Below are 21,279 nucleotides of genomic sequence, written 5' to 3'. Positions count from 1 at the left end.
CTGGGGTGCCGCCCATCGGGAGGGCTCCGGCTGGGTTTGGCCGGATTTGGGGCGCGGTCTAGAGTGCCTGGCGGAACAACATCGGGGTCCGAAACCCGCCCGGTATGACGCGTCCGAAGACGGCGATTTGAGACCGGCACGGTCGGCCGGCGAACTGGCTCTTCCCGGCTCCGCGAAGAATCCGAAAATCTTAGGGTTTGCAAGCAGTTTTCGCTTGAAAAGCTCACCCGCGAAGCCCTATATCCGGCGCTCCCGGGCACCGCGCCGGGTCATCTACTGGTTGGGGAGGTCGCAGATGACATCTGCAAATCACGCCCTCTTCCAATTGGGGATGGACTTGGAACCGATTTCAAGCACCGCCCGAACGGAAGAACTGCTCACGCAAAGCGAATCCGCGCCCTCGGGCGACGACCGCAAGGACTATTTCGTCGAACGCGACGGCATCGAATTCGCCGGCACCCATTTGATTATCGATCTGATCGGCGCCGACCGCCTCGACGACCTCGGTTACGTCGAGCAGACGCTGCGCGACTGCGTCGAAGCCGCGAAGGCAACCCTGTTGCATATCCACCTGCACCACTTTACGCCCAACGGCGGCGTGTCCGGTGTGGCCGTGCTGGCGGAATCCCATATCAGCATTCATAGCTGGCCGGAACGTGGTTTCGCCGCGCTCGACATATTCATGTGCGGCGACGCCGAGCCCCAGCGTGCGGTCGAAGTGATCCGCGCCGCCTTCGCGCCGACGCGTATCGTCGTCTCCGAACATCTCCGCGGCAAAGGAGCCTGACCATGGCCTGGATGGTCGAAACCCTGCATGACGGGGTCCGCATGCAGGTCGAGGCGGAGTCGGTGCTCTACGACAGCGCCACCGAGCATCAGCGGCTGGTGATCTTCGACAACCCGACCCTGGGCCGGGTCATGATGCTCGATGATATCGTCCAGACCACCGAGGCCGATGAGTTCGTCTATCATGAAATGTTGGCCCACGTTCCTCTGCTGGGCCATGGCGACGCCCGCACGGTCTTGATTATCGGCGGCGGTGACGGTGGCACGCTCGAGGAGGTCCTGAAGCACAAGACCGTCGACAGGGCGACCCTGGTCGAGATCGACCGCGCCGTGGTCGATATCAGCCGCGAGTATTTGCCGACGATTTGCGGCGGTGCGTTCGATGATCCGCGCACCGACCTGGTGATCGATGACGGCGTGGCCTTCGTCGGCCGCGACGGCGAACGCTATGACGTCATGATCATCGATTCGACCGACCCTGTCGGTCCTGGCGAGGCCCTGTTCTCGGGCCAATTCTATGCCGCTTGCAAGAACCGCCTCAATCCCGGCGGCGTGCTGGTGACCCAAAACGGTGTCCCGTTTTATCAGGGCGACGAATTGACCGCGACGGCGCGAGGCCTGCGCCCGATATTTCGCGACGTTTCCTGTTACTTGGCGGCGGTGCCGATGTATGTCGGCGGAGTCATGGCGTTCGGTTGGGCGAGCGACGATAGCGATTTGAGGTCGGTTTCCGCGGCGACTTTGGAGACGCGGTTCGCCGCCGCCGATATCGCCACCCGATACTATACGCCGGCCGTTCATAGCGGCGCCTTTGCAGTCCCGCCCTATATCGCCGCCCTGATGGGCAACCAAAGCGGATCGGCTTAGCCAACGGCGCGGGCGCGTGGCGCTCGACCTTGCGCCGCCGCTCCTCTTGGGTCTCAATGCTGGCGCCATGATACGTCCCCTCAGATTCGTTCGCCGTCTCGCGCTGGGTCTGATCTTGTTGCTATTGCTGGGGCCCATCCTGATGATCGCGATCTATCGGGTTCTCCCGGTGCCGATCACGCCACTCATGGTGATCCGTTTGGTCGAGGGCGAGGGACTGCGCAAGTCCTGGGTCCCGCTTGACCGCATCTCGGCCTACGTGCCGGAAGGCGTTATTGCCGCCGAGGATAATTTGTTCTGCAGCCACGGCGGCTTCGATTGGGATGCCTTGGAGAACGAAGTGGGGCGAGCGTTTTCCGGCGAGCGACCGCGCGGCGCCAGCACCATTACCATGCAGGTGGCGAAGAACCTGTTCCTTTGGCCCGGGCGGGACATTGTCCGCAAGGTCGCCGAAGCGTATCTGACGCTCGTAATCGAAGCGCTTTGGGACAAGCGGCGAATCATGGAGGTGTATCTGAATATAGCGGAGTGGGGGCAGGGGGTTTTCGGCGTCGAAGCGGCCGCCCAGATAAATTTCCGCACCTCGGCGAATTCGGTGTCGCGGCGCGAAGCGGCGTTGCTCGCCGCTGCCCTACCCAATCCGCGTGTTTACAATGTCAATCCACCGTCTCCCTATGTCGCCGAACGGGCGATCAAATTGAAACGGCGTATGAGTCAATTGGGGCCTCACTTCGATTGCTTGCGATAGGCGCCGGCCGGCCGAAAACCCGCGCCGCGCCGGGGTCATTAATCGTTCCGTTGCAACGAACGAACCGTCTTTTCCGCCTCGGCAACGAATGCCGCATCCGCCTCCTTGGCGGCGGACGCTTCCTTGCCACTGAAAATGGATCCGATCTTCCGAAACAGAGCCCGCACCCCGCGCCAGATCTTCGGCAACAGCCAGATCAGCAAGAGCACGAAGATGATGACGATGCCGATCCACATGATCGGATAGTTCAAGGCGAGCCACAACCCACCGAAGACCATGAGGTCCTCGCTGACCGAGGCGCCCCAGTTGGTGAACGGCTCGGGCGAGGCGTTAATCATGAGGCGGGTTCCGGCCTTGACCGAATGGGTCGACGCGGCCAGCGTGCCGCCGGCAATCGCCGCCGCGAGCTCGGCGCCAGGTCCGAGCTCTCCGACCGCGCCCGCGGCCAACACCGCGCCTGCCGGAATGCGGACGAATGTCTGAATGGCGTCCCACCCGCTGTCGACGCCGGGCACCTTGTCGGCGAAAAACTCGACGACGTACATGAAACACGCCGCGGCGATGACAATCGGATCCTGGAGAATCAGCAGATCGGGCGGCAGGGCGATGTTCCCGGTCGCGCCCAGAATTCCGAGCATTCCGATTGTGGCATAGAGATTGATGCCGCTGGCCCAGGCCACCCCCATGGTGACGGCAATGATTTCGACGATACCCATCGTTCATCCCGCATTCAGTTTCGCCGGTCTATTCCTAGGTGGCGTTCGCCGGAATTATTTCCAGCGTTTTTTGATCGATACGGTTGGATCGAAGTAAGGCGCCGGTACTTCGTTTTTGGTATCATGACTTCAATGTGAGCAGCTCGGAGGTATGAAAATGGGCAAGATTCCAACACTCGTTCTCGCCGTGTTTTTGGCCCTTTCCGTCGCATCGGTGTCCGACGCCAAGAACGAAAAGAACAAGGGCAATCAGGGAAACCAAGGAAATCAGGGCGGCAGCGTCGATGTGACGATTCCGGGAACGAATACGGGTGTCACGATCACGTCGTCCGGGCTTCCGGTCATAACCCAGTCCGATATTGATATCATCCGCAATTTTTATCGCAGCGACCCGAACGCGTTCGGCGGTGCCGTCAAGCCGCTGCCACCCGGAATCGCGAAGAATCTCGCGCGTGGGAAACCAATCCCGCCAGGCATCGCCAAGACCCGGTTCCCCAACGGATTGACTTCCCAGCTACCGTATTATCAGGGATATGAATGGACGATGGCGGGCAATGACGTTCTTCTGATTGCTCAGGCGACCAACGTCATTGTCGATTTGTTCAAGAACTCGTTCTGAGGTGCGGCCGCGACGCGGGCATTCACGGAATGAGTTGTTGGACAATTGCCGGGCGTGGTGCAGCGACGGGCCGTTATTCGATGCGCGTGACCGTATCGATTAGTGCTTGATAGCGGCGTTGGCGGTCTCGCCGACGGAGACTGTGGACGTTTCGTGATGGCATTCGTCGGTCATGCCGAGCGCCGACATCGCAGTAAGCATCAGCACCACCATGAAACCCAAGCTGGCAGCCATAATGCGCCGGAAATACGGAATGGAGTGGGCCATGGTCCTGGTCTCCGTCCTAACCCTCAATGCCGAGGACCGAACTATCTTCCATGAACCAACGGGAATCTGTGATTCTTGTCACGTCAACGACAAAATTTTATCGTTTGGTTCTGCCAACAACCTAGTGTGGAATTGAACCGCAGGAATTCGGAATACCGGACGTGTCTTAGTTGATCTGTCCGCATGCGAATGCGGACAGCGACGTGGGCATGTCGGTAATAGGGTTCGGGCGCAAAGAGTGGCGCCGACGGTCATGTATGCCCATCTATTACAAGCGGCGTGAAGTTGGAATCCGGGGTCGATTACCAACGCTCACGAGCATCAAAGTATGATTATTATAACTTTTTTAAAACAATAACTTATGTTATCTACTTTGATTGATATATTAGCATAGCGCGACGCGATAGAATGCGGCTTCGAATTAACAAGGCAGCCATTACGATGGCCGGTGCGCCCAAACGCCGGTTTTGGTTGATTGGGTTGCCCATTCTTATTGTCGTCGTCGCCGGCGCATTCGCCGGGTACCTTCATGCGACCCGCCCGATCCTTAATCCAGCGGTCCCGGAGGAACGGGAATGGACCGTCGAGATCATGGTCGGCGCGGCGGTCGACCGGCAACCGATGCTGACCGCCTTTGGCGAGATCGTCGCCGGCCGCGAGGTCGACCTAAGACCTTTGGTCGCCGGACCGGTCGTCGAAGTCGGGGCCAACTTTCACAATGGTGGCATCGTTCGGCAGCGCGAATTACTGATCGCGATCGACCCGTTCGACTATCAGGCCGCGGTCGACGAGGCGAATGCCGAAATTGCCGAGGCCGAGGCCCGGCTCGACGAAATCCAGGCTGATATAGACGCCCAACAAGCAATGCTGGCGACCGACCGCGAGCAACTCGCGCTTCGGGAAAAGGAGCTGCAAAGACGCAAGACCTTGCTCGACAAGGGGTCGGGATCGAAGAAGTCCCATGACGATGCGGTGATCGCACGAAACGAGGAACGACAACGTGTCCTGAGCGCCCACCGCGATATCGAGATGTTGTCGGCCCGCGCCGAACAGCAGGCAGCCACGATCCTTCGGTCGCGGGTCCAATTGCGCCGCGCCGAACGTGACCTCGAAGAAACCAAGCTGATCGCGCCCTTTGATGGTTTTCTTGCCGATACCGACATAGCGATCGGCAAACGCGTCGGGACCGGTGATCGTGTCGCGCGTCTCTACGATGCCGGCGGCTTGGAGGCTCGCTTCCATTTGAGCGACACCCAGTTCTCCCGTCTCTTGGCGAGCGGTGGAATTGACGGCCGGCCGGCACAGGTGACATGGCGTGTCGGCGACCGGGAGACCGCCTATGACGCCGTTTTGAGGCGGTCGGAAGGGCGCATCGAAGCGTCCAGCGGCGGCATCGAGTTCTACGCTGAGATTGCCGGAACGGGTCCGGATACGCTGTTGCGGCCCGGCGCGTTTGTCGAGATACAGATACCCGATCGACGCTATCACGACGTTTACCTCATACCGGAATACGCGATCCATCCCGGATCGACGATCTATGTCGTTGGCGATGACGATCGATTGATCGGCGAACACGGGGAAATCCAATTGCGGGACGGCGATCGGTATTTGGTCCAGGGCGATTTCGAAGGTCGCCGGATCGTGGTGACCGACTTCGCCGAGATCGGGCCAGGCCTGCTGGTCAAAGTCGCACGATGACCGGTGATGGGCTGATCGGTCTCTTTGCGCGGCACAGGACGGCGGCCAATCTGCTCATGGTGCTGATGATTGTGGTCGGTCTGTTCGCGCTTTATCGCCTGACCACGCAGTTCTTTCCCGAATTCGGCATCGATATTATCCGCGTTTCTGTCGTCTGGCCCGGCGCCAGCGCGGAGGATGTCGACAGCAATATCGTGCAGGCCATCGAGCCGGAGGTCCGCTTTATCGATGGTGTCGACAAGGTGTCGTCGACCTCGACGGAAGGTGCGGCGAACATCGTCATCGAGTTTGTCACCGGCACCGATATGCAAGCCGCCCTGTCGGACGTAGAAGCGGCGGTCGGGCAGGTGAGGACGCTTCCCGAAGAGAGCGAACGGCCGATTATTAGCCGCATCGTCCGCTACGAGACAATCATGCGGCTGGTCATTTCCGGGCCCTATTCGGAAAGAGCACTCAAATCGTTCGCCAAACGCATACGCGATGATTTGCTCGAGCGCGGTATCGACCGGGTCACCATCTCGGGTGGGCGCGACGAGGAAATAACGGTCGAAGTAACGCCCGCCACGCTGCGGCGGTTTGACCTTACGCTCGGCGACGTCGCTCGACGCATCGACGAGACCTCGATCGATCTGCCGCTCGGCGTGGCCGGGGGAGGGGCGGAGCGGCAATTGCGCAGCCTCGGACTGGTCAAGGATGCGCGGGGAATCGGCGAGATCGAGATCAAATCTCTTCCGAACGGGCAGAAGGTCTACCTTCGCGATATTGCTCGGGTCCAAGAAAATTTCGACGATGACGATCACGAACTGCGCCGCCGCGGCGACGTGGCCATCGATCTCAATGTTCAGCGGGCGTTGTCCAATGACGCCTTGGAGCTCGCCGAACACGCCAACACATACCTTGATGAGGTCGTGCCATCGTTTCCGCCCAACCTGCGTATCGAAAAACACGATATCGCCGTCGAGCTGATCGAAAGCCGTATCAATCTGTTGTTGCGGAATGGTGTCGGGGGCCTGATCCTGGTTCTGCTCATTTTGTTCATTTTTCTCAACGGCCCGGTCGCATTTTGGGTGGCCGTCGGGATCCCGGTATCGATCATGGCCGCGTTGGCCTTCATGCTGGCCACCGGGCAATCCATAAACATGGTCAGCCTGTTCGGCTTGATCATGGTCATCGGGATCGTGGTCGACGACGCGATCGTTGTCGGTGAACACATCGAATCCCGCTATCGGCACGGGATGCCGCCGCTTGAAGCCGCGATAACCGGCGCTAGGCGCATGGCCGGCCCGGTGACCAGCGCCTCGTTGACGACCATCGCCGCATTCATTCCGCTGCTCGTAATCTCCGATATCATCGGCCAGATTATCGCCGCCATACCAATGGTGGTCATTGCCGTGGTGCTGGCCAGCCTGGTCGAGTGCTTTCTCGTGCTACCCGGACATCTCCATCATTCCTTGGTGCGGCATCGCGAATTCTTGCCGCGGTTCCGCCGCGCCTTCGACCTCGCTTTCGAGCGTTTCCGCGACGGGACGTTTCGGCGCTGGATCTCTATCGCGCTGGCATGGCGATATTCGACCCTGGCGTGCGCCGTTGGAGCGTTGATCGTGGCTATCGGCATCGTCGGCGGCGGCCGCGTCGGGTTCATCTTTTTTCCATCACCCGAGGCCGATCGGATCTATGCGAATTTCGAACTCTCGGTCGGCGCGCCGCGGGACAGGACATTGGCCATGCTGGCCGAGCTCGAAGATTCGCTGGCGCGCGCCGAGGATAAACTAACCGGCGGCGATGGCGGGCTGGTTCATATCAATCTCTCCGCTATCGGGACGACGATGGGACGTGCCAGCCTGTCGGGCGGCGGCAGTGGCGACAATATCGGCGGGATGACCGTCGAGCTGGTGCCATCCGACCTGCGTGACATCCGAACCTCGGCGGTGATAGATGCGTGGCGCGAGGAGATCCGGCCGATTGCCGGGGTCACGGAAATGTCGATCCTGGCTGCTCAGGCGGGGCCGCCGGGACGCTGGATCCACGTCGATATTTCGGGGCAGGACACCGCCGCGCTCAAAACGGCATCGGACGACCTCAAACGGCTGCTCGATGCCTATCCGGGCGTCAGTGACGTCGACGACAATCTCCCCTACGGCAAGCCCGAGATCATTCTCGAGGTGACGCCCAAGGGCAAGGCGATGGGATTTACGACCAGCTCCGTCGGGCGGCAAGTACGAAATACGTTCGAAGGTGCCATCGCCACGCGTTTTCCGCGCGGCGATGAAGAAGTGCTGGTTCGCGTTCAGTTTGCCGACGAGGATACCGGCCCGGGTGCGCTCGATATCCTCTATTTGCGTAATCCGTCAGGTATCGAGGTGCCGCTTTCGGAGATCGTGACGCTACGCGAAAAGCGGGGATTTGCTCAGGTCTACCGCGAGAACGGCTCGCGCCGGGTCGCCGTAACCGGAGAACTCGATACCGAACGCGGCGACCTCAACGAGATAAAGTCCCAACTCGAGCAAGGTCCGCTGGCCGACCTCGCCTCACGCTACGGCGTGGAGTTCAGCTTTGGCGGCAAGGCAGAAGAACAGGCGCAGACGTTCGGCGACATGAGGATCGGCGCATCCGTCGCGCTGGTTTTGATCTACATCATTCTGGCATGGATGTTCGCCAGCTACTCGCGGCCTCTCGTCGTCATGTCGATCATTCCGTTTGGCTTTGTCGGCGCCTTGATCGGGCATCTGCTGCTGGGCTTCGACCTCACAATTCTGAGCATGATTGCGTTGGTCGGCCTGTCCGGGATTGTCGTCAACGATTCGATCATCCTGGTCAGCACCATCGACGAGCGATTGGCCAGCGGCGAGGATGCCTTTCAGGCCATTGTCGACGGCACCTGCGACCGCCTGCGGGCGGTGATACTGACCTCGGCAACGACGATCGGCGGCCTGACGCCGCTGCTCTTCGAGACCAGCCTGCAGGCGCAGTTCCTGATCCCGATGGCGGTGACCTTGGTATTCGGCCTCCTCGGTACGACGCTGCTGGTCTTGTTCGTGGTTCCGGCCCTGATTGGCATCCAATCCGATTTCGGCCGGTGGCTGCGGCCGCGGCGGGGTCACCGACCGGCGCCCCTCCACGCCGGCGAATAAACAGGCTAAACAAAGAATCCCGAAGACCTCATGCCGGCGTCGGACCGATTGGCGGTCGGCCGATGCGTTCGGCGCCGGTCCCGAGGTGGCGTTCGCAGGCCAGGGCGACCGCGAGAAGCCGTTCCTCCTGGCCGAGCCGGGCGACCAAATGCAGTCCAACCGGCATGCCCGCATGATCGAGGGCGACCGGCATCGTGATCGCGCATAGATTCAGATAATTCACCATGCCGGTGTTACGCAGAATCATAAAGTTGTGTTTCCGGTATCCCTCGCCGGTCGCGACCTCTTCGACCGTCGGCGGCGTAATCGGTATGGTCGGGGTGATGAAAATATCCACGTCGCGCATGCGTGCCGCCACCGCGGCGCCCAACGCGTTCAAGCGCGTGACGCAATTCGAGAAGTCGGCCGCGGTGACCTCGCCGGCCGGGCCCATCCTGGTCCCGACATTGGGATCCAATGTTTCCATGTGGTCGGACAGTTCGGTCGAGAGGAAGGCGTAGAGATCGGGGGCGATGCGGATACCTTGCCGAAACAGGTCATAGGCCTCGGCGGTCTCCGGCATGGCATGATCGCTGAATCGGGCGCCACCATTCTTGAGTTCGCCGATCGCCGCCTCGACACCTTCGGCGATCCCCGGCGAACAGTTCTCCCAATAGAATGGGTCGCCGTAGCCGATATGGAGATCCGCGACCTCGAGGCGCGGCAGCCAGGCGTCGAACGCGGCGGTGTCACCCCATTTGGGATCGAAGGCGGCGAAGGCATAGGCCGCGTCGGCGACCGACCGGGTCAGCGGTCCCGGGGTGTCGAGCGTCGGGCTCAGCGGAACAATGCCCGTCAACGGCCACCGGCCGGCGCCGGTCTTGAGGCCGACATTCCCGGTCACACTTGCCGGAATGCGAACCGAGCCGCCAGTGTCGGAGCCCAGTGCAATCATCGCCGAACCTTCGCACAGGCTGACGCCGGCCCCGGCGCTCGAACCACCGGGAACCCGGTGCGCCGTCGCGTCCCAAGGATTACGCGGCACCGGATGGTGGGGATTGGTGCCGATACCGCCGAACGCAAATTCAACGGTATGGGTCTTGCCCATTACGATCCCAACCTGCTCGCGCAATCGACTTACGATCGGACCCTCGGTTTCCCACTTCTCGGGTAACGGCTTGGCCGAACCGGCGTAGGTGCGGAATCCGTGGACGCCATAGAGGTCCTTGATGGAAATCGGCAACCCGAACAACGGCCGCAATGGCGCGCCGACGTCGCGGTAGCTGTCGGCGACCTTGGCTTGCGCCCGCGCGTGCTGCGGATTCCAGTCGCGATAGGCGTCGAGCGCGCTGCCATCTCCGTCATGCCGTTCGATCGCCTCCTCGACGACATCGGCAACGCGCAGGGATCCGTCGCGATAGCGCTCGGCAATGGTGGCAATCGGTTGGTCGAGCAATCGGGTCATCCTGTATCCTTTGTAACGCGCCGCCTGCGGTCTTCGAGTGCCGCATCTTCAATTCTTATCCGATACCAGATCAGGGCACCATTGAGGACCGAAAACACGAGCGCGATTTGCCAGGCGCCGAAGACCAAAGGCAATACGGCGATTTCCCCCGCAACGATGATGTAGTTGGGATGTCGGACGTGACGATAGGGGCCGCGTTCGACGAGGGGCGCGCCGGGGACGGTGATGATTCGAGTGGTCCAGAAGCGGCCAAGGCTGACGATTACCCACACGCGACCGGCCTGCAGGGCACAGAAAAGTGCCAGCCAACCCCATTCGATGGGGGCAGCCGGCGGGACCGCGAAGAAGAGGGCCACGAGCCAGGCGCCATGAAGGGCCATGAACGACGGGTAATGTCCGGCGCCGAATTCGACGCCACCGACGGCGAGCAGGTTCTTGCGATTGCGGGCGGCAAGAACGAGCTCGGCGGCGCGCTGGATAGCCACCAGCAGAACGATGATCTGCGGCCAGCCCACGCTTCAGGCGTCGAGTGTAAGGAATTCGGCGGTGAATCCTGGGCCGAGCGCCGATAGCAAATGGCGCCCCGAAATTCCCTTCTTCAAGGCCCGCTCGAGAACGAAGAGCACGGTCGCCGCCGACATATTACCGTAACTGCGCAGGATCTCGCGGGCGTCGTGCATGGCGCCCCGGGGAAGACCCAGAACATGCTCCAATGCGTTGAGGACCTTTTCCCCACCCGGGTGGCAGATGAAGCCGTCGTAGTCGGCGAGAACGCGTCCGCGGCCGTCCAAATAGCTGTTCAGCGCATCGCCCAACCGGTCGTGAACGAGGGCCGGAATATCGCGCGAGAACAAGACACCGAAACCGTCATCCTCGATCTGCCAGCCCATGACGTCGAGCGATCCCGGCCAGGTGTATTCACCCGAATCGACGAGCGCAGGACCGTCATCGCCGATCGCGATGACCGCCGCCGCGGCACCATCCCCGAACAGCGCAGTCGCGATGATGTTGCTCTTTGACAGATCGTCGCGGCGAAACGTCAGGCCACAGAGTTCGACCACCACGAAGAGAACCTTGCACCCCGGCTCGGCGCCCGCCAGGTTCGCCGCCCGGGCCAATCCGACGACGCCACCACCGCACCCGAGGCCGAAGATTGGCAATCGCGTGACGTCGCGGCGCAGGCCCATGCAGTCGATCAAGAGCGCATCGAGACTTGGCGTCGAAATGCCTGACGTCGACACGGCAACCACGGCGTCCACATCGTCGATGCGCAGCCCGGCATTGCCGATCGCATCGCTCGCCGCCCGTTCCGCCAATTCAACGGCATTTTCGACGAACAATCGGTGACGGTCCTTCCACCCGTGGTCCTGGGTGTACCAGTCCAGGGGCACACAGGAATACCGCGTCTCGATCCCTGCATTCGCGTAGACCGGAAGCATACGGTCGATGGCGCTCGTTCGATCCGGAAAGATCGATTTCGCGAACGCGCAGACATCCGCTTGGCGGAGAACATGACGCGGGTTCGCGGTCGCCAAGGATACTAATCGAGGGACATCGGAAATGGAATGACCGGCTCGTTTCGAGATACGTCTCGACAATAGGTATTGGCTGAAACCCGGAATGTCTCTAACTACACGAAAAGTTTATCGGCGCTCGACACGGCCGACCTCCGAGCAGGCGGGGGAAACCGGAGCGAAACCGCCAATAGGCGCCGAGCGAGGGCGACGTCATGTTTGAGGGATTCGATCACGGTCGTTGCGAGACCACGGAAACGACGATCAACTACCGCATTAAGGGTAGTGGGCCACCTTTGCTGTTGCTGCACGGCTATCCGCAGACGCATGTCATGTGGCACAAGGTCGCGCCTGACCTGTCGCTTGATTTCACCACGATTCTGCCCGACCTGCGCGGCTACGGCGACAGCGGCTGTCCGCCCTCGACACTCGATCATTCGAGTTATTCGAAGCGTGCAACCGGAAACGACATGATCGAGCTCATGTCGACGCTCGGGTTCGAAGCCTTCATGGTTGCCGGTCATGATCGTGGCGGACGCGTCGCGCACAGAATGGCGTTGGATCATTCCGAGCGCATCGAACGCGCGGCGGTGCTCGATATCGTTCCGACCTACAAGCTATTCGCTTCGACAAATCAACGCTTCGCCACCGGATACTACCACTGGTTCTTCCTGATCCAGCCGGATGGCCTGCCGGAGCGATTGATTGGCAACGATCCCGAGTATTATTTGCGCATGAAAATGAACGGCTGGAGCGCAACTATGGACGGGTTCACCGAGGAGGCGATTGCCGAATACATTCGCTGTTTTTCGAACCCGGCTGTCATCCACGCCAGTTGCGAGGATTATCGCGCCGCGGCAACCATCGACCTCGAGCACGATGCAGCCGATTTGGACCGCAAGATCGCCTGCCCGTTGCTGGTGCTCTGGGGCAAGAAAGGCATGATGGACGCCCAGTTCGACGTCCTCGAGACATGGCGCGAACGAGCCAAGCAGGTGACAGGTCAGGCGTTGCCCTGCGGCCACTACCTGCCGGAGGAGGCGGCCGCGGAAACGCTCGCCGCGTTCCGCCGCTTCTTCCGTGATAGGGTCTTGTAGACTGCCGCCGGGGTCCCCATGATAGATTTGGTTGAATTGCGTCCATATGAGAGGCGTCGTGGCAAAGCGTAAGAGCCCTGAAAAGGATGCTCCCCCGACCGAGGTCGATACGCCAGCTCAAGGTGAGACGGACGACATAGGGAAGGGTAAGAACAGTCTCCAAGTCGGGATGGGCGCCCGGTTGCGCGCCTATTTCCTCGCTGGAATTCTGGTCACCGCCCCATTCGCGGTAACGCTCTACCTCGCTTGGGTGTTGGTGAGTTTCGTCGATTCCCGGGTCACTCCCCTGATCCCGGCAAAATACAATCCCGAGACCTACTTGCCGTTCTCTCTGCCTGGCCTGGGGCTTGTCGTCCTCATCGTCGCCCTGACCCTCGTCGGCTCGATGACGGCGGGTTTGGTCGGCCGCATATTCATTCGCACCAGCGAGCGCGTTCTCAATCGGATGCCGATCATTCGAAGCGTCTATGGCGCCGCGAAACAAATCTTCGAAACTGTCCTGGCCCAGCAATCGAACGCCTTTCGCGAGGTCGCGCTGTTCGAATATCCGCGGCCCGGATGCTGGGCAATCGGATTCGTCACAAACTACCAACAAGGCGGCATCGAACGGTACATCGAAGACGATCTGGTCAGCATCATGCTGCCGACCACGCCGAACCCGACATCGGGTTATCTCTTGTTCGTGCCGAAACGCGACATAATCATTCTCGATATGACCATCGAGGAAGCGATGAAGCTGGTCATATCCGGCGGCATCGTGCTGCCGGATCACCAGGTCCGCAGGCTGCGCGAAGAGCGGCGCAAGCCCGACGCCGCCTAGCGGCGCCTACCCGGAGCGCAAATAGGTCACGGCAACGTCCCGTTCGAACAGATAGAGTAGGGTGCGCAAGGCGGTCCCGCGGTCCGATTTCAGCTGCGGATCGCGCTCGAGCGCGAGTTTCGCGTCATCGCGCGCGGCGGCCAAAAGCTCGCCGTGAACCGAGAGGTCGGCGAGGTGGAAGTCGGGCAGTCCGCTTTGCCGTGTCCCCAATACTTCGCCCGCGCCGCGCAATTTCAGATCCTCCTCGGCAATGCGGAAGCCGTCGTCGGTCTCGCGCATGATCTTCAAGCGCTTGCGCGCAGTATCGGACATCCCGCTTGCGTAGAGCAAAAGGCAGGCCGAGGCCTGCTCACCGCGCCCAACGCGGCCGCGCAATTGGTGGAGTTGGGCCAATCCGAAACGCTCGGCATGCTCGACTACCATGATCGTCGCAGCCGGGACGTCGACGCCGACCTCGATCACCGTCGTGGCCACCAGAATATCCGTCGAGCCGGCCGCAAAGGCGGCCATCACCCGATCCTTCTCTTTCCCCTTCATGCGTCCATGGACGAGACCGACGCGATCGCCGAACAGCGATACGAGGTGGTCGTAGCGCTCCGTCGCGGCGGCGAGATCGACGACCTCCGAATCCTCGACCAAAGGACATACCCAATAGACCTTGTCGCCGCCGTCGAGCGCCCGTCCGACTGCCGCCACCACGTCTTCGAGACGGCTAAGCGAGACCGTGCGGGTCGTGACCGGGCGCCGCCCGGCAGGTTTTTCACTGAGCCGAGAGACGTCCATATCGCCGTAGGCAGCGAGCAATAGTGTCCGCGGGATCGGTGTCGCGGTCATGACCAGGATATCCACGCCGCGTCCTTTGCCGGCCAGCATCATGCGTTGGTGAACACCGAACCGGTGCTGCTCGTCGACCACCGCGAGCGCAAGATCCTTGAACGCGATGTCGTCCTGAAACAAAGCATGGGTTCCGACGACGAGCGGAATGTCGCCGTCCTTGATTCGCTCGACAATCGACGTCCGGGCCTTGCCGCGATCGCGCCCGGTCAGGAGTACGACGTCGACCCCCAGTGAATCGGCGAGCGGCTTGATGGTCGCAAAATGCTGGCTCGCCAGGATTTCAGTCGGTGCCATCAGAGCGGCCTGGCGGCCAACTTCGACCGCGTTGAGCATCGCCATCAAGGCGACCACCGTCTTGCCGCTTCCGACATCGCCCTGGAGCAACCGCAGCATCCGATTATCCGACGCCAGGTCCGCGACGATATCGGCAACCGCCTGGCGTTGAGAAACGGTAAGCGTAAAGGGCAGGATGCTTTCCACGTCCGATCGCATGCGGCCGTCCCCGGCGGTGCTGCGGCCCCGTTGACGGCGGACCTGAGCGCGGACCAGGAGCAGGGCAAGCTGGCTCGCCAAAAGCTCGTCGTAAGCGAGGCGGGCACGCGCCGGCGATTGCGGAAGAAGATCGTTCTCGTGCTCGGGCGAATGTGCCTGGATTACGGATTCGCGCCACCCGGCCCAGGCCTGCTGGCGGCGCCACGCCGGATCGATCCATTCGGCGAGTTCCGGTGCCACCGCCAATGCGTTATGTACGGCGCGGCCCATGACCTTCAGCGACAAGCCGGCGGTGAGCCCATAGACCGGTTCGACGCCCGCCAGCGACGCCAAGTCGTCGACCGTCCCGATATGGTCCGGATGGGTCATCTGGAGTTGACCGCCATAGGCCTCGATCGTCCCGCTGACGATGCGAACTTCACCCGGGGGGAGCGCCTTGGACAGATAGTCGGGCCGCGCATGGAAGAATATCAGAATGAGCTCTCCGGTCTCATCGGCGCATCGGACGCGGTAGGGCTGACGCGCCGCCCGAGACGGCCGATGATCCAGGACTCGCACGGTCATGGTGGCGATCGAACCGACCCGAGCTTCGGCAATTTTGGGGCTGTAGCTGCGATCGATCAGACCGGTTGGAAGGTGCCACAACAAATCGACAACACGGGCGCCCGCGACCTTTTCGATCAATGCGGCAACACGGGGACCGACGCCGCCGAGCGTCGTGATGGGAGCGAACAGGTCGAACAAAAGGGCCGGGCGCATGACACTTCACAGCATAGCTGACAGTACGACGCGCAGGCTCTATATCCTACGCGGACCAAACAGGCGGGCAATATGGCATCAGACGACGCGATACGCCGCAAAAGACTCTTGTTTCGCTGCTGGCACCGGGGTACGCGCGAGATGGATTTGATGCTGGGCCGGTTCGCGACACGAAACCTAAGCACTTTCGACAGCGGCCAGTTGGACCGGTTCGAGCGCCTGCTCGAGAATAGCGACCCCGATCTCTACAACTGGATCACCGGCCGAGAGTCGCCGCCGCCAGCCGAGGCCAGCGACGTTCTACATCTGCTAATCAACTTTAAGTTCAGTGAGTAATAGTTTGTTTAACAATAATTTATTCTCTGAACTATCGGGGATTGTTACGGTCGGCCGGGCGCCTGAGGGCGTCGACGCGCAAGTCCTTGCCGAGATCGCCGATAAGGCGGCACCGCACCCGGTACTCCATATCGCCCGGGACGACGTCCGTATGAGCCAGTTACGGGACCTGATCGGTTACTTCTCACCCGGTCTCACCTGTTTGACGATCCCGGCCTGGGACTGCCTGCCTTACGATCGCGCGTCGCCGCATGGCACGGTAGCCGCGCACCGTGTGTCGACCCTGAGTAAGCTGGCCGATCGGCGCGACGACGAGGCGGATCCGTTGGTTGTCGTCACCACCGTCAGCGCTGTCCTACAGCGCGTACCCCCGCCGCCGATCCTCGCCAATGCGACCTTCGAGCTGGCTTCGGGCGCGGAACTCGATCGCGATCTGCTCCAGACCTTTCTTGCAAGTAATGGCTACTACCGCGCCGAGACCGTGCGCGAGCCGGGCGAATATGCGATCAGGGGAGGCATCGTAGATATCTTTCCGACCGGGGAGCCCGAGCCGATTCGGCTCGACTTGTTCGGCGACACCATCGAAGGCATGCGTGCCTTCGATCCGTTGAGCCAGCGTACCCTGCGAAAACGGAAAATGCTCACCTTGCGCCCGGTCAGCGAGCTTGTCTTCAGTTCCGAATCGATTACACGTTTTCGCACCGGATATCGGGAGCTCGCGGGGCGGGCGGTCGATTCCGACCCCTTCTACGAAGCGGTCAGCGCCGGCCGCCGCCATCCCGGCATGGAGCATTGGCTGCCGTTGTTCTATCCACAGCTATCGACGCTCTGCGACTACCTGCCCGGCGCGGTGATGTCGTTCGATCCCCAGTTTGAAGAAGCCCGCGTGGCGCGGTGGGAGTTGATCGAGGAATATTACGAAGCGCGGCGGACCCACGACACCGGTGCGCCCGATGACCGGGCTTACTATCCGGTGCCGATCGGTACTCTCTTTCTCGACGAGACCGATTGGCGGACATTGATCGGCGAGCGGCCCCGGGTCCGGCTTAGCCCCTATGCGGAACCCGATGCCGTCGATGCCGGCGGCCGCGTCGGTCGTGATTTTGCCCCCGAGCGCAACAGCCCCGATACCAATCTCTACGATGCCGCCGTAGCGTATATCACCGAATTGCGGGACACCGGGCGCCGCGTGGTCGTCGCGGCCTTCAGCGAGGGATCCCGTGAACGGCTCGGCCATATCTTGAACGCCCATGGACTGGGTGTCCTTCGGTCTGCCGATTCGTGGCCGGATATCGTCAACGGATCGACGGCTTCCGTGACCCTGAGCGTGCTCCCGCTGGAGCATGGGTTCGAACGCGGCGAAATCGCCATTATCAGCGAGCAGGACATTCTCGGTGATCGGCTGTCACGTGCCGCGAAGCGCCGCCGACGCCCGGAGGATTTCATCAGGGAAGTGTCGACGCTCACCGCGGGCGACCTGGTCGTCCATGCGGAGCATGGGATTGGGCGGTTCAAGGGTCTGGAGACGATCGAGGTCGATGGCGCCCCGCACGACTGTCTGCACCTCGTTTACGACGGCGGCGACAAGCTGTTCTTGCCCGTCGAGAACCTCGATGTCGTGTCGCGGTTTGGCTCGGAGACGGCGACCGTCACCCTGGACCGGCTCGGCGGAGCCGGCTGGCAGGCACGCAAATCGAGGGTCAAGGGGCGCCTCGCCGACATTGCCGAGTCGCTGATCAGGATTGCCGCCCAGCGGGCACTAAAGAAGATCACGCCGATGCAAATCGACAGCGGGCTTTACGACGAATTCTGCTCGCGCTTCGCCTTCGCGGAAACCGAGGACCAGGCGCGGTCGATCGAGGATACGCTTAGCGATCTCGCCAATGGTCGGCCGATGGACCGGCTGATCTGCGGCGACGTCGGATTCGGCAAGACCGAAGTCGCCCTGCGCGCTGCCTTTTCGGCGGTGATGTCCGGATTTCAGGTCGCCGTCGTCGTGCCGACAACCTTGCTCGCACGACAGCACCACCAGGTCTTTCGTCAACGATTCGCGGGGTTTCCGGTCAACATCGCGCAGTTGTCCCGCTTGGTCACGACAAAGGACGCGAACGCGACCAAGGTGGGCATCGCCGACGGAACGGTCGACATCGTGGTCGGAACCCAAGCGCTGCTGGCGAGAACGATCGAATTCGCCAACCTCGGGCTCCTTGTCGTCGACGAAGAGCAGCACTTCGGCGTTCGACAGAAGGAACGCCTCAAGAGTCTCCGCACGGATGTCCACGTCCTGACTCTTACCGCGACGCCGATTCCCAGAACGTTGCAGCTCGCTCTGACCGGCGTGCGCGATCTCAGCCTAATCGCGTCACCCCCGGCGGACCGTCTGGCGGTGCGCACGTTCGTCATGCCCTACGACCCGGTGGTCGTGCGGGAAGCCGTCCTGCGAGAGCAATACCGCGGCGGTCAAACCTTCTATGTGTGCCCGCGTATCGAGGACATGCCGCGTCTGCGGGAGCGGCTCGAAAAATTGGTGCCCGAGGTCAAGATCGTCACCGCCCATGGGCGAATGCGTGTCGGCGAACTCGAGGCGGCGATGACCGCGTTCTACGACGGCACCTATGATGTTCTCCTGTCGACCAATATCATCGAATCCGGCCTCGACCTGCCGCGTGTCAATACGTTGGTTATCCATCGCGCCGATTTGTTCGGCCTGGCCCAGCTCTATCAGCTCCGGGGCCGTGTCGGCCGCGCCAAGACCCGCGCCTATGCCTATCTGACGTTACCGCCCGGAAAGCTTCTGACCGGACCGGCGGAAAAACGGCTTCAAGTCATGCAGACCCTCGACAGCCTGGGCGCGGGTTTCAGTCTGGCAAGCTACGACCTCGACATCCGCGGCGCCGGCAATTTGCTTGGCGATGAGCAATCGGGGCATATCCGCGAGGTCGGCATCGAGCTCTATCAACAGATGCTGGAGGAGGCGGTGGCGGCGGCCCGAGAGGAAACCGGCGGCGAGGCGGCGGCGGCGGAGGAGGCGTGGTCGCCGCAGATCACCATCGGTATGCCGGTGTTGCTCCCCGACACCTATGTGCCGGATCTCGGATTGAGATTGAGCCTTTATCGGCGCATTGCCCATCTTCGCCAGAGTGACGAGATCGACGGATTTGCCGCCGAGCTTGTCGACCGCTTCGGCCCGCTTCCCGAAGAAGCGGACAACCTGCTGCAGATCGTATCGATCAAGGCGCTTTGTCGTGCGGCCGGTGTCGACCGCATCGAAGCCGGCCCAAAAGGAGCACTGGTTTCCTTCCATGAAAACCGGTTCGCCGATCCGGCCGGATTGGTCACCTTCATCAATGACGCGGCGGGCGTGGTCAAACTGCGGCCCGACCATAAGTTGGTCTACCGCCGGGTCTGGGACGACGCCGACCAACGCCTCGAGGGCGTTCTGTATCTGATGAAGCGGTTGGCAAAACTGGCTTCCGAGGCCCGACCCTCCGGACGATAGAATTGGGCCCGAGCGATTCGCGGGATCCAGTTTACTCGGCCGCCGGCTCTGCCTCTTCTTCCGTCTTGGCGATGGTGTCGAAGACCTGAAGAAATACGCCCGGATCCTGGGCGCCCGAGACCGCGTATTTGCGGTTGACGATGAAGCAAGGCACGCCCTGAACTCCGATCTGGCGGGCGACTTGATCTTCCGAACGAATGCGCTCCACATCGGCGTCGCTCTCGAGGTAGGCGCGCACCTCGTCGCCATCGAGCTCGGCGGCGACGGCGACAGCGACCAATGGTTCGGTCTCGCCAATGTCTTGCCCAGCCGTGAAATAGGCCAGGAACAGACCTTCGACGACCGCGTCCTGCACGCCCTTTTCACCGGCATAGTGGATAAGGCGATGCGCCTTCACGGTATTGGGCTGGCGCTCGATCCGAGTGAAGTCGAAGGGAATCTGTTCGGCGTCGCCGGCCGCCCGGACCGCGTCGTAGACGGTGCCACCGGAACCGTCACCGCCGAATTTTTCGCTCAAATACTCACGCCGATCCATGCCGTCCCGTGGCATATCCGGATTGAGCTGGAATGGCCGCCAACCGATTTCGACGCTCGGAAGGTTGGCCTCAGCGAGGGCGCGTTCGAGGCGCCGCTTCCCGATATAGCACCAGGGACAGACGACGTCGGAGACGACATCGATACGGATCGGCACCGTCGTTGGATTGGTATCAGCCTCGGTCATGGCACATTCCGTTTGATAAGTGTTTTGTCGGTCGTGCGTTTGGCGGTTGCCCAACCAATCACAAACCATGATATTGCAGCCAATTCAATATTCGACAAGGACTCCCAGTGATGGGCGGCAAGGCGATCGATGCGGAGGTCAATTACAGCCTCAAATTCTACCATGCTGTGCTGGGACTCGATCACTTGCACTATGGGTTATGGAACGGCGAGGCCACCACTTTCGAGAACCTCAAACTTGCACAGATTCGCTATACCGACGTTCTGATCCAATGGATACCCGCCGGTGTCCAACGTGTCCTCGACGTCGGCTGCGGCACCGGTGCGACCGCCCTGCGATTGTCCAAGGCGGGGTTCGACGTCGTGGCGTTGACCCCGGATTCCTATCAAAAGCGTATCTTCGAGGAACGGACCTCCTTGCCCTGCCGGCTCGCCCGGTTCGAGGACCTCGATAGCGATGAGCGGTTCGATCTGGTCCTGATGAGCGAATCCTGCCAATACATTCAACGTCCGGCCATATTCGAAAAATTGCGTCAGGTTTGCTCCGGCGGCTACCTGTTGATCGCCGATTATTTCGTCCTCCACAATGACGGCACGCCGTCCACCGAAGGGTGCCATCCGCTGGCCGAGTTCCTCGAGGACGCCGCCTCGCGCGGCTTCGTGCTTGAGCGGGAGGAAAACATCACCGAACAGGTTTTGCCGACCCTCGAATTCGCGCGCGCGCTCGTCGACGACCACATCGTTCCCGGCGTCGAGCTCGGTCGCGATGTGGTGACGGAAAAGCATCCCATGCTTTTCAAACTCGGCCGATGGCTGATGCGCAAGCAAATCGCGAAGTTCCAGGTGCGCCGCGGTTATCTCGACAGCGACGATTTTCGCCACAAGAAACAATATATGAGATTGCTCTACCGAGTGCCGTCCTAGCGGTC

18 protein-coding genes are annotated in these 21,279 nt (G+C 61.4%); 11 read left to right on the top strand and 7 right to left on the bottom strand.

The annotated features are described in order from the left end of the window. The first annotated feature begins 331 nt into the window (after positions 1-331). From speD to mtgA, 3 genes are all read left to right on the top strand, one after another. Positions 332-787 carry an adenosylmethionine decarboxylase gene (speD, locus tag GY791_06360; protein ID MCP4328044.1) on the top strand — a complete coding sequence of 152 codons (456 nt, stop codon included), beginning with the start codon at positions 332-334 and terminating at the stop codon, positions 785-787. A 2-nt stretch (positions 788-789) separates the two neighbouring features. Further along, entirely contained in the window at positions 790-1,653 is an 864-nt protein-coding gene (gene speE, locus GY791_06355) for a polyamine aminopropyltransferase (protein ID MCP4328043.1), read from the top strand. Positions 1,654-1,720: 67 nt separating this feature from the next. Further along, positions 1,721-2,401 (top strand): monofunctional biosynthetic peptidoglycan transglycosylase, encoded by a 681-nt coding sequence (gene mtgA / locus GY791_06350; GenBank protein ID MCP4328042.1) that lies wholly within the window; start codon positions 1,721-1,723, stop codon positions 2,399-2,401. 38 nt (positions 2,402-2,439) lie between these two features. Here the strand turns inward: mtgA and GY791_06345 are convergent, their stop codons facing one another. Continuing rightward, on the bottom strand, positions 2,440-3,117 hold the full coding sequence (locus GY791_06345) for a DUF4126 domain-containing protein (protein ID MCP4328041.1): 678 nt from the start codon (positions 3,115-3,117) through the stop codon (positions 2,440-2,442). Positions 3,118-3,331: 214 nt separating this feature from the next. Between GY791_06345 and GY791_06340 the strand changes: the two genes are divergently transcribed. Beyond that, complete coding sequence (locus GY791_06340; protein MCP4328040.1) at positions 3,332-3,736, top strand: RcnB family protein; 405 nt, start codon at positions 3,332-3,334, stop codon at positions 3,734-3,736. Positions 3,737-3,835: 99 nt separating this feature from the next. Here the strand turns inward: GY791_06340 and GY791_06335 are convergent, their stop codons facing one another. Beyond that, the gene (locus GY791_06335; GenBank protein MCP4328039.1) at positions 3,836-4,003 is read right to left on the bottom strand and encodes a hypothetical protein; all 168 of its coding nucleotides are present in this window, start codon (positions 4,001-4,003) and stop codon (positions 3,836-3,838) included. A gap of 408 nt (positions 4,004-4,411) precedes the next feature. On the opposite strand from GY791_06335, the gene GY791_06330 reads away from it, so the two are divergent. Together GY791_06330 and GY791_06325 are read left to right on the top strand one after the other, a co-directional pair. After that, on the top strand, positions 4,412-5,701 hold the full coding sequence (locus tag GY791_06330; protein ID MCP4328038.1) for an HlyD family efflux transporter periplasmic adaptor subunit: 1,290 nt from the start codon (positions 4,412-4,414) through the stop codon (positions 5,699-5,701). Continuing rightward, the gene (locus tag GY791_06325; GenBank protein ID MCP4328037.1) at positions 5,698-8,832 is read left to right on the top strand and encodes an efflux RND transporter permease subunit; all 3,135 of its coding nucleotides are present in this window, start codon (positions 5,698-5,700) and stop codon (positions 8,830-8,832) included. The genes GY791_06330 and GY791_06325 overlap by 4 nt, the downstream gene beginning before the upstream one ends. Positions 8,833-8,860: 28 nt before the next feature. Here the strand turns inward: GY791_06325 and GY791_06320 are convergent, their stop codons facing one another. The 3 genes from GY791_06320 to GY791_06310 are packed head-to-tail and all read right to left on the bottom strand — an operon-like array spanning position 8,861 to position 11,838. Next, positions 8,861-10,276 (bottom strand): amidase, encoded by a 1,416-nt coding sequence (locus GY791_06320; GenBank protein ID MCP4328036.1) that lies wholly within the window; start codon positions 10,274-10,276, stop codon positions 8,861-8,863. Beyond that, entirely contained in the window at positions 10,273-10,791 is a 519-nt protein-coding gene (locus tag GY791_06315; protein ID MCP4328035.1) for a hypothetical protein, read from the bottom strand. The genes GY791_06320 and GY791_06315 overlap by 4 nt, the downstream gene beginning before the upstream one ends. A gap of 3 nt (positions 10,792-10,794) precedes the next feature. Next, positions 10,795-11,838, bottom strand: a complete 1,044-nt coding sequence (locus GY791_06310; protein ID MCP4328034.1) for a type III polyketide synthase — start codon at positions 11,836-11,838, stop codon at positions 10,795-10,797. 167 nt (positions 11,839-12,005) lie between these two features. On the opposite strand from GY791_06310, the gene GY791_06305 reads away from it, so the two are divergent. Both GY791_06305 and GY791_06300 read left to right on the top strand, forming a co-directional pair. Beyond that, positions 12,006-12,887 carry an alpha/beta hydrolase gene (locus tag GY791_06305; GenBank protein ID MCP4328033.1) on the top strand — a complete coding sequence of 294 codons (882 nt, stop codon included), beginning with the start codon at positions 12,006-12,008 and terminating at the stop codon, positions 12,885-12,887. A gap of 46 nt (positions 12,888-12,933) precedes the next feature. Beyond that, the gene (locus GY791_06300) at positions 12,934-13,707 is read left to right on the top strand and encodes a DUF502 domain-containing protein (GenBank protein MCP4328032.1); all 774 of its coding nucleotides are present in this window, start codon (positions 12,934-12,936) and stop codon (positions 13,705-13,707) included. Positions 13,708-13,713: 6 nt separating this feature from the next. Here GY791_06300 and recG read toward each other — a convergent pair whose 3' ends face one another. After that, positions 13,714-15,795, bottom strand: coding sequence for an ATP-dependent DNA helicase RecG (recG, locus tag GY791_06295; GenBank protein MCP4328031.1), 2,082 nt, complete (start codon positions 15,793-15,795; stop codon positions 13,714-13,716). Positions 15,796-15,867: 72 nt separating this feature from the next. Between recG and GY791_06290 the strand changes: the two genes are divergently transcribed. Continuing rightward, the gene (locus GY791_06290; GenBank protein ID MCP4328030.1) at positions 15,868-16,131 is read left to right on the top strand and encodes a succinate dehydrogenase assembly factor 2; all 264 of its coding nucleotides are present in this window, start codon (positions 15,868-15,870) and stop codon (positions 16,129-16,131) included. Between the two features lie 151 nt (positions 16,132-16,282). Beyond that, on the top strand, positions 16,283-19,630 hold the full coding sequence (gene mfd, locus GY791_06285) for a transcription-repair coupling factor (GenBank protein MCP4328029.1): 3,348 nt from the start codon (positions 16,283-16,285) through the stop codon (positions 19,628-19,630). A 31-nt stretch (positions 19,631-19,661) separates the two neighbouring features. On the opposite strand, the gene GY791_06280 is transcribed toward mfd, so the two are convergent. Continuing rightward, positions 19,662-20,351: a DsbA family oxidoreductase gene (locus GY791_06280; protein ID MCP4328028.1), complete on the bottom strand. Its 690-nt coding sequence runs from the start codon at positions 20,349-20,351 to the stop codon at positions 19,662-19,664. A 110-nt stretch (positions 20,352-20,461) separates the two neighbouring features. Here GY791_06280 and GY791_06275 point away from each other — a divergent pair, with 110 nt between their 5' ends. Further along, positions 20,462-21,274: a methyltransferase domain-containing protein gene (locus GY791_06275; protein ID MCP4328027.1), complete on the top strand. Its 813-nt coding sequence runs from the start codon at positions 20,462-20,464 to the stop codon at positions 21,272-21,274. Positions 21,275-21,279 lie beyond the last annotated feature (5 nt).

The sequence above is a fragment of the Alphaproteobacteria bacterium genome (genome assembly GCA_024244705.1).
GTDB lineage: Bacteria > Pseudomonadota > Alphaproteobacteria > JAAEOK01 > JAAEOK01 > JAAEOK01.
Note: the sequence above shows the minus strand (reverse complement) of the source record. Positions and strands in the feature narration are given on the sequence as shown.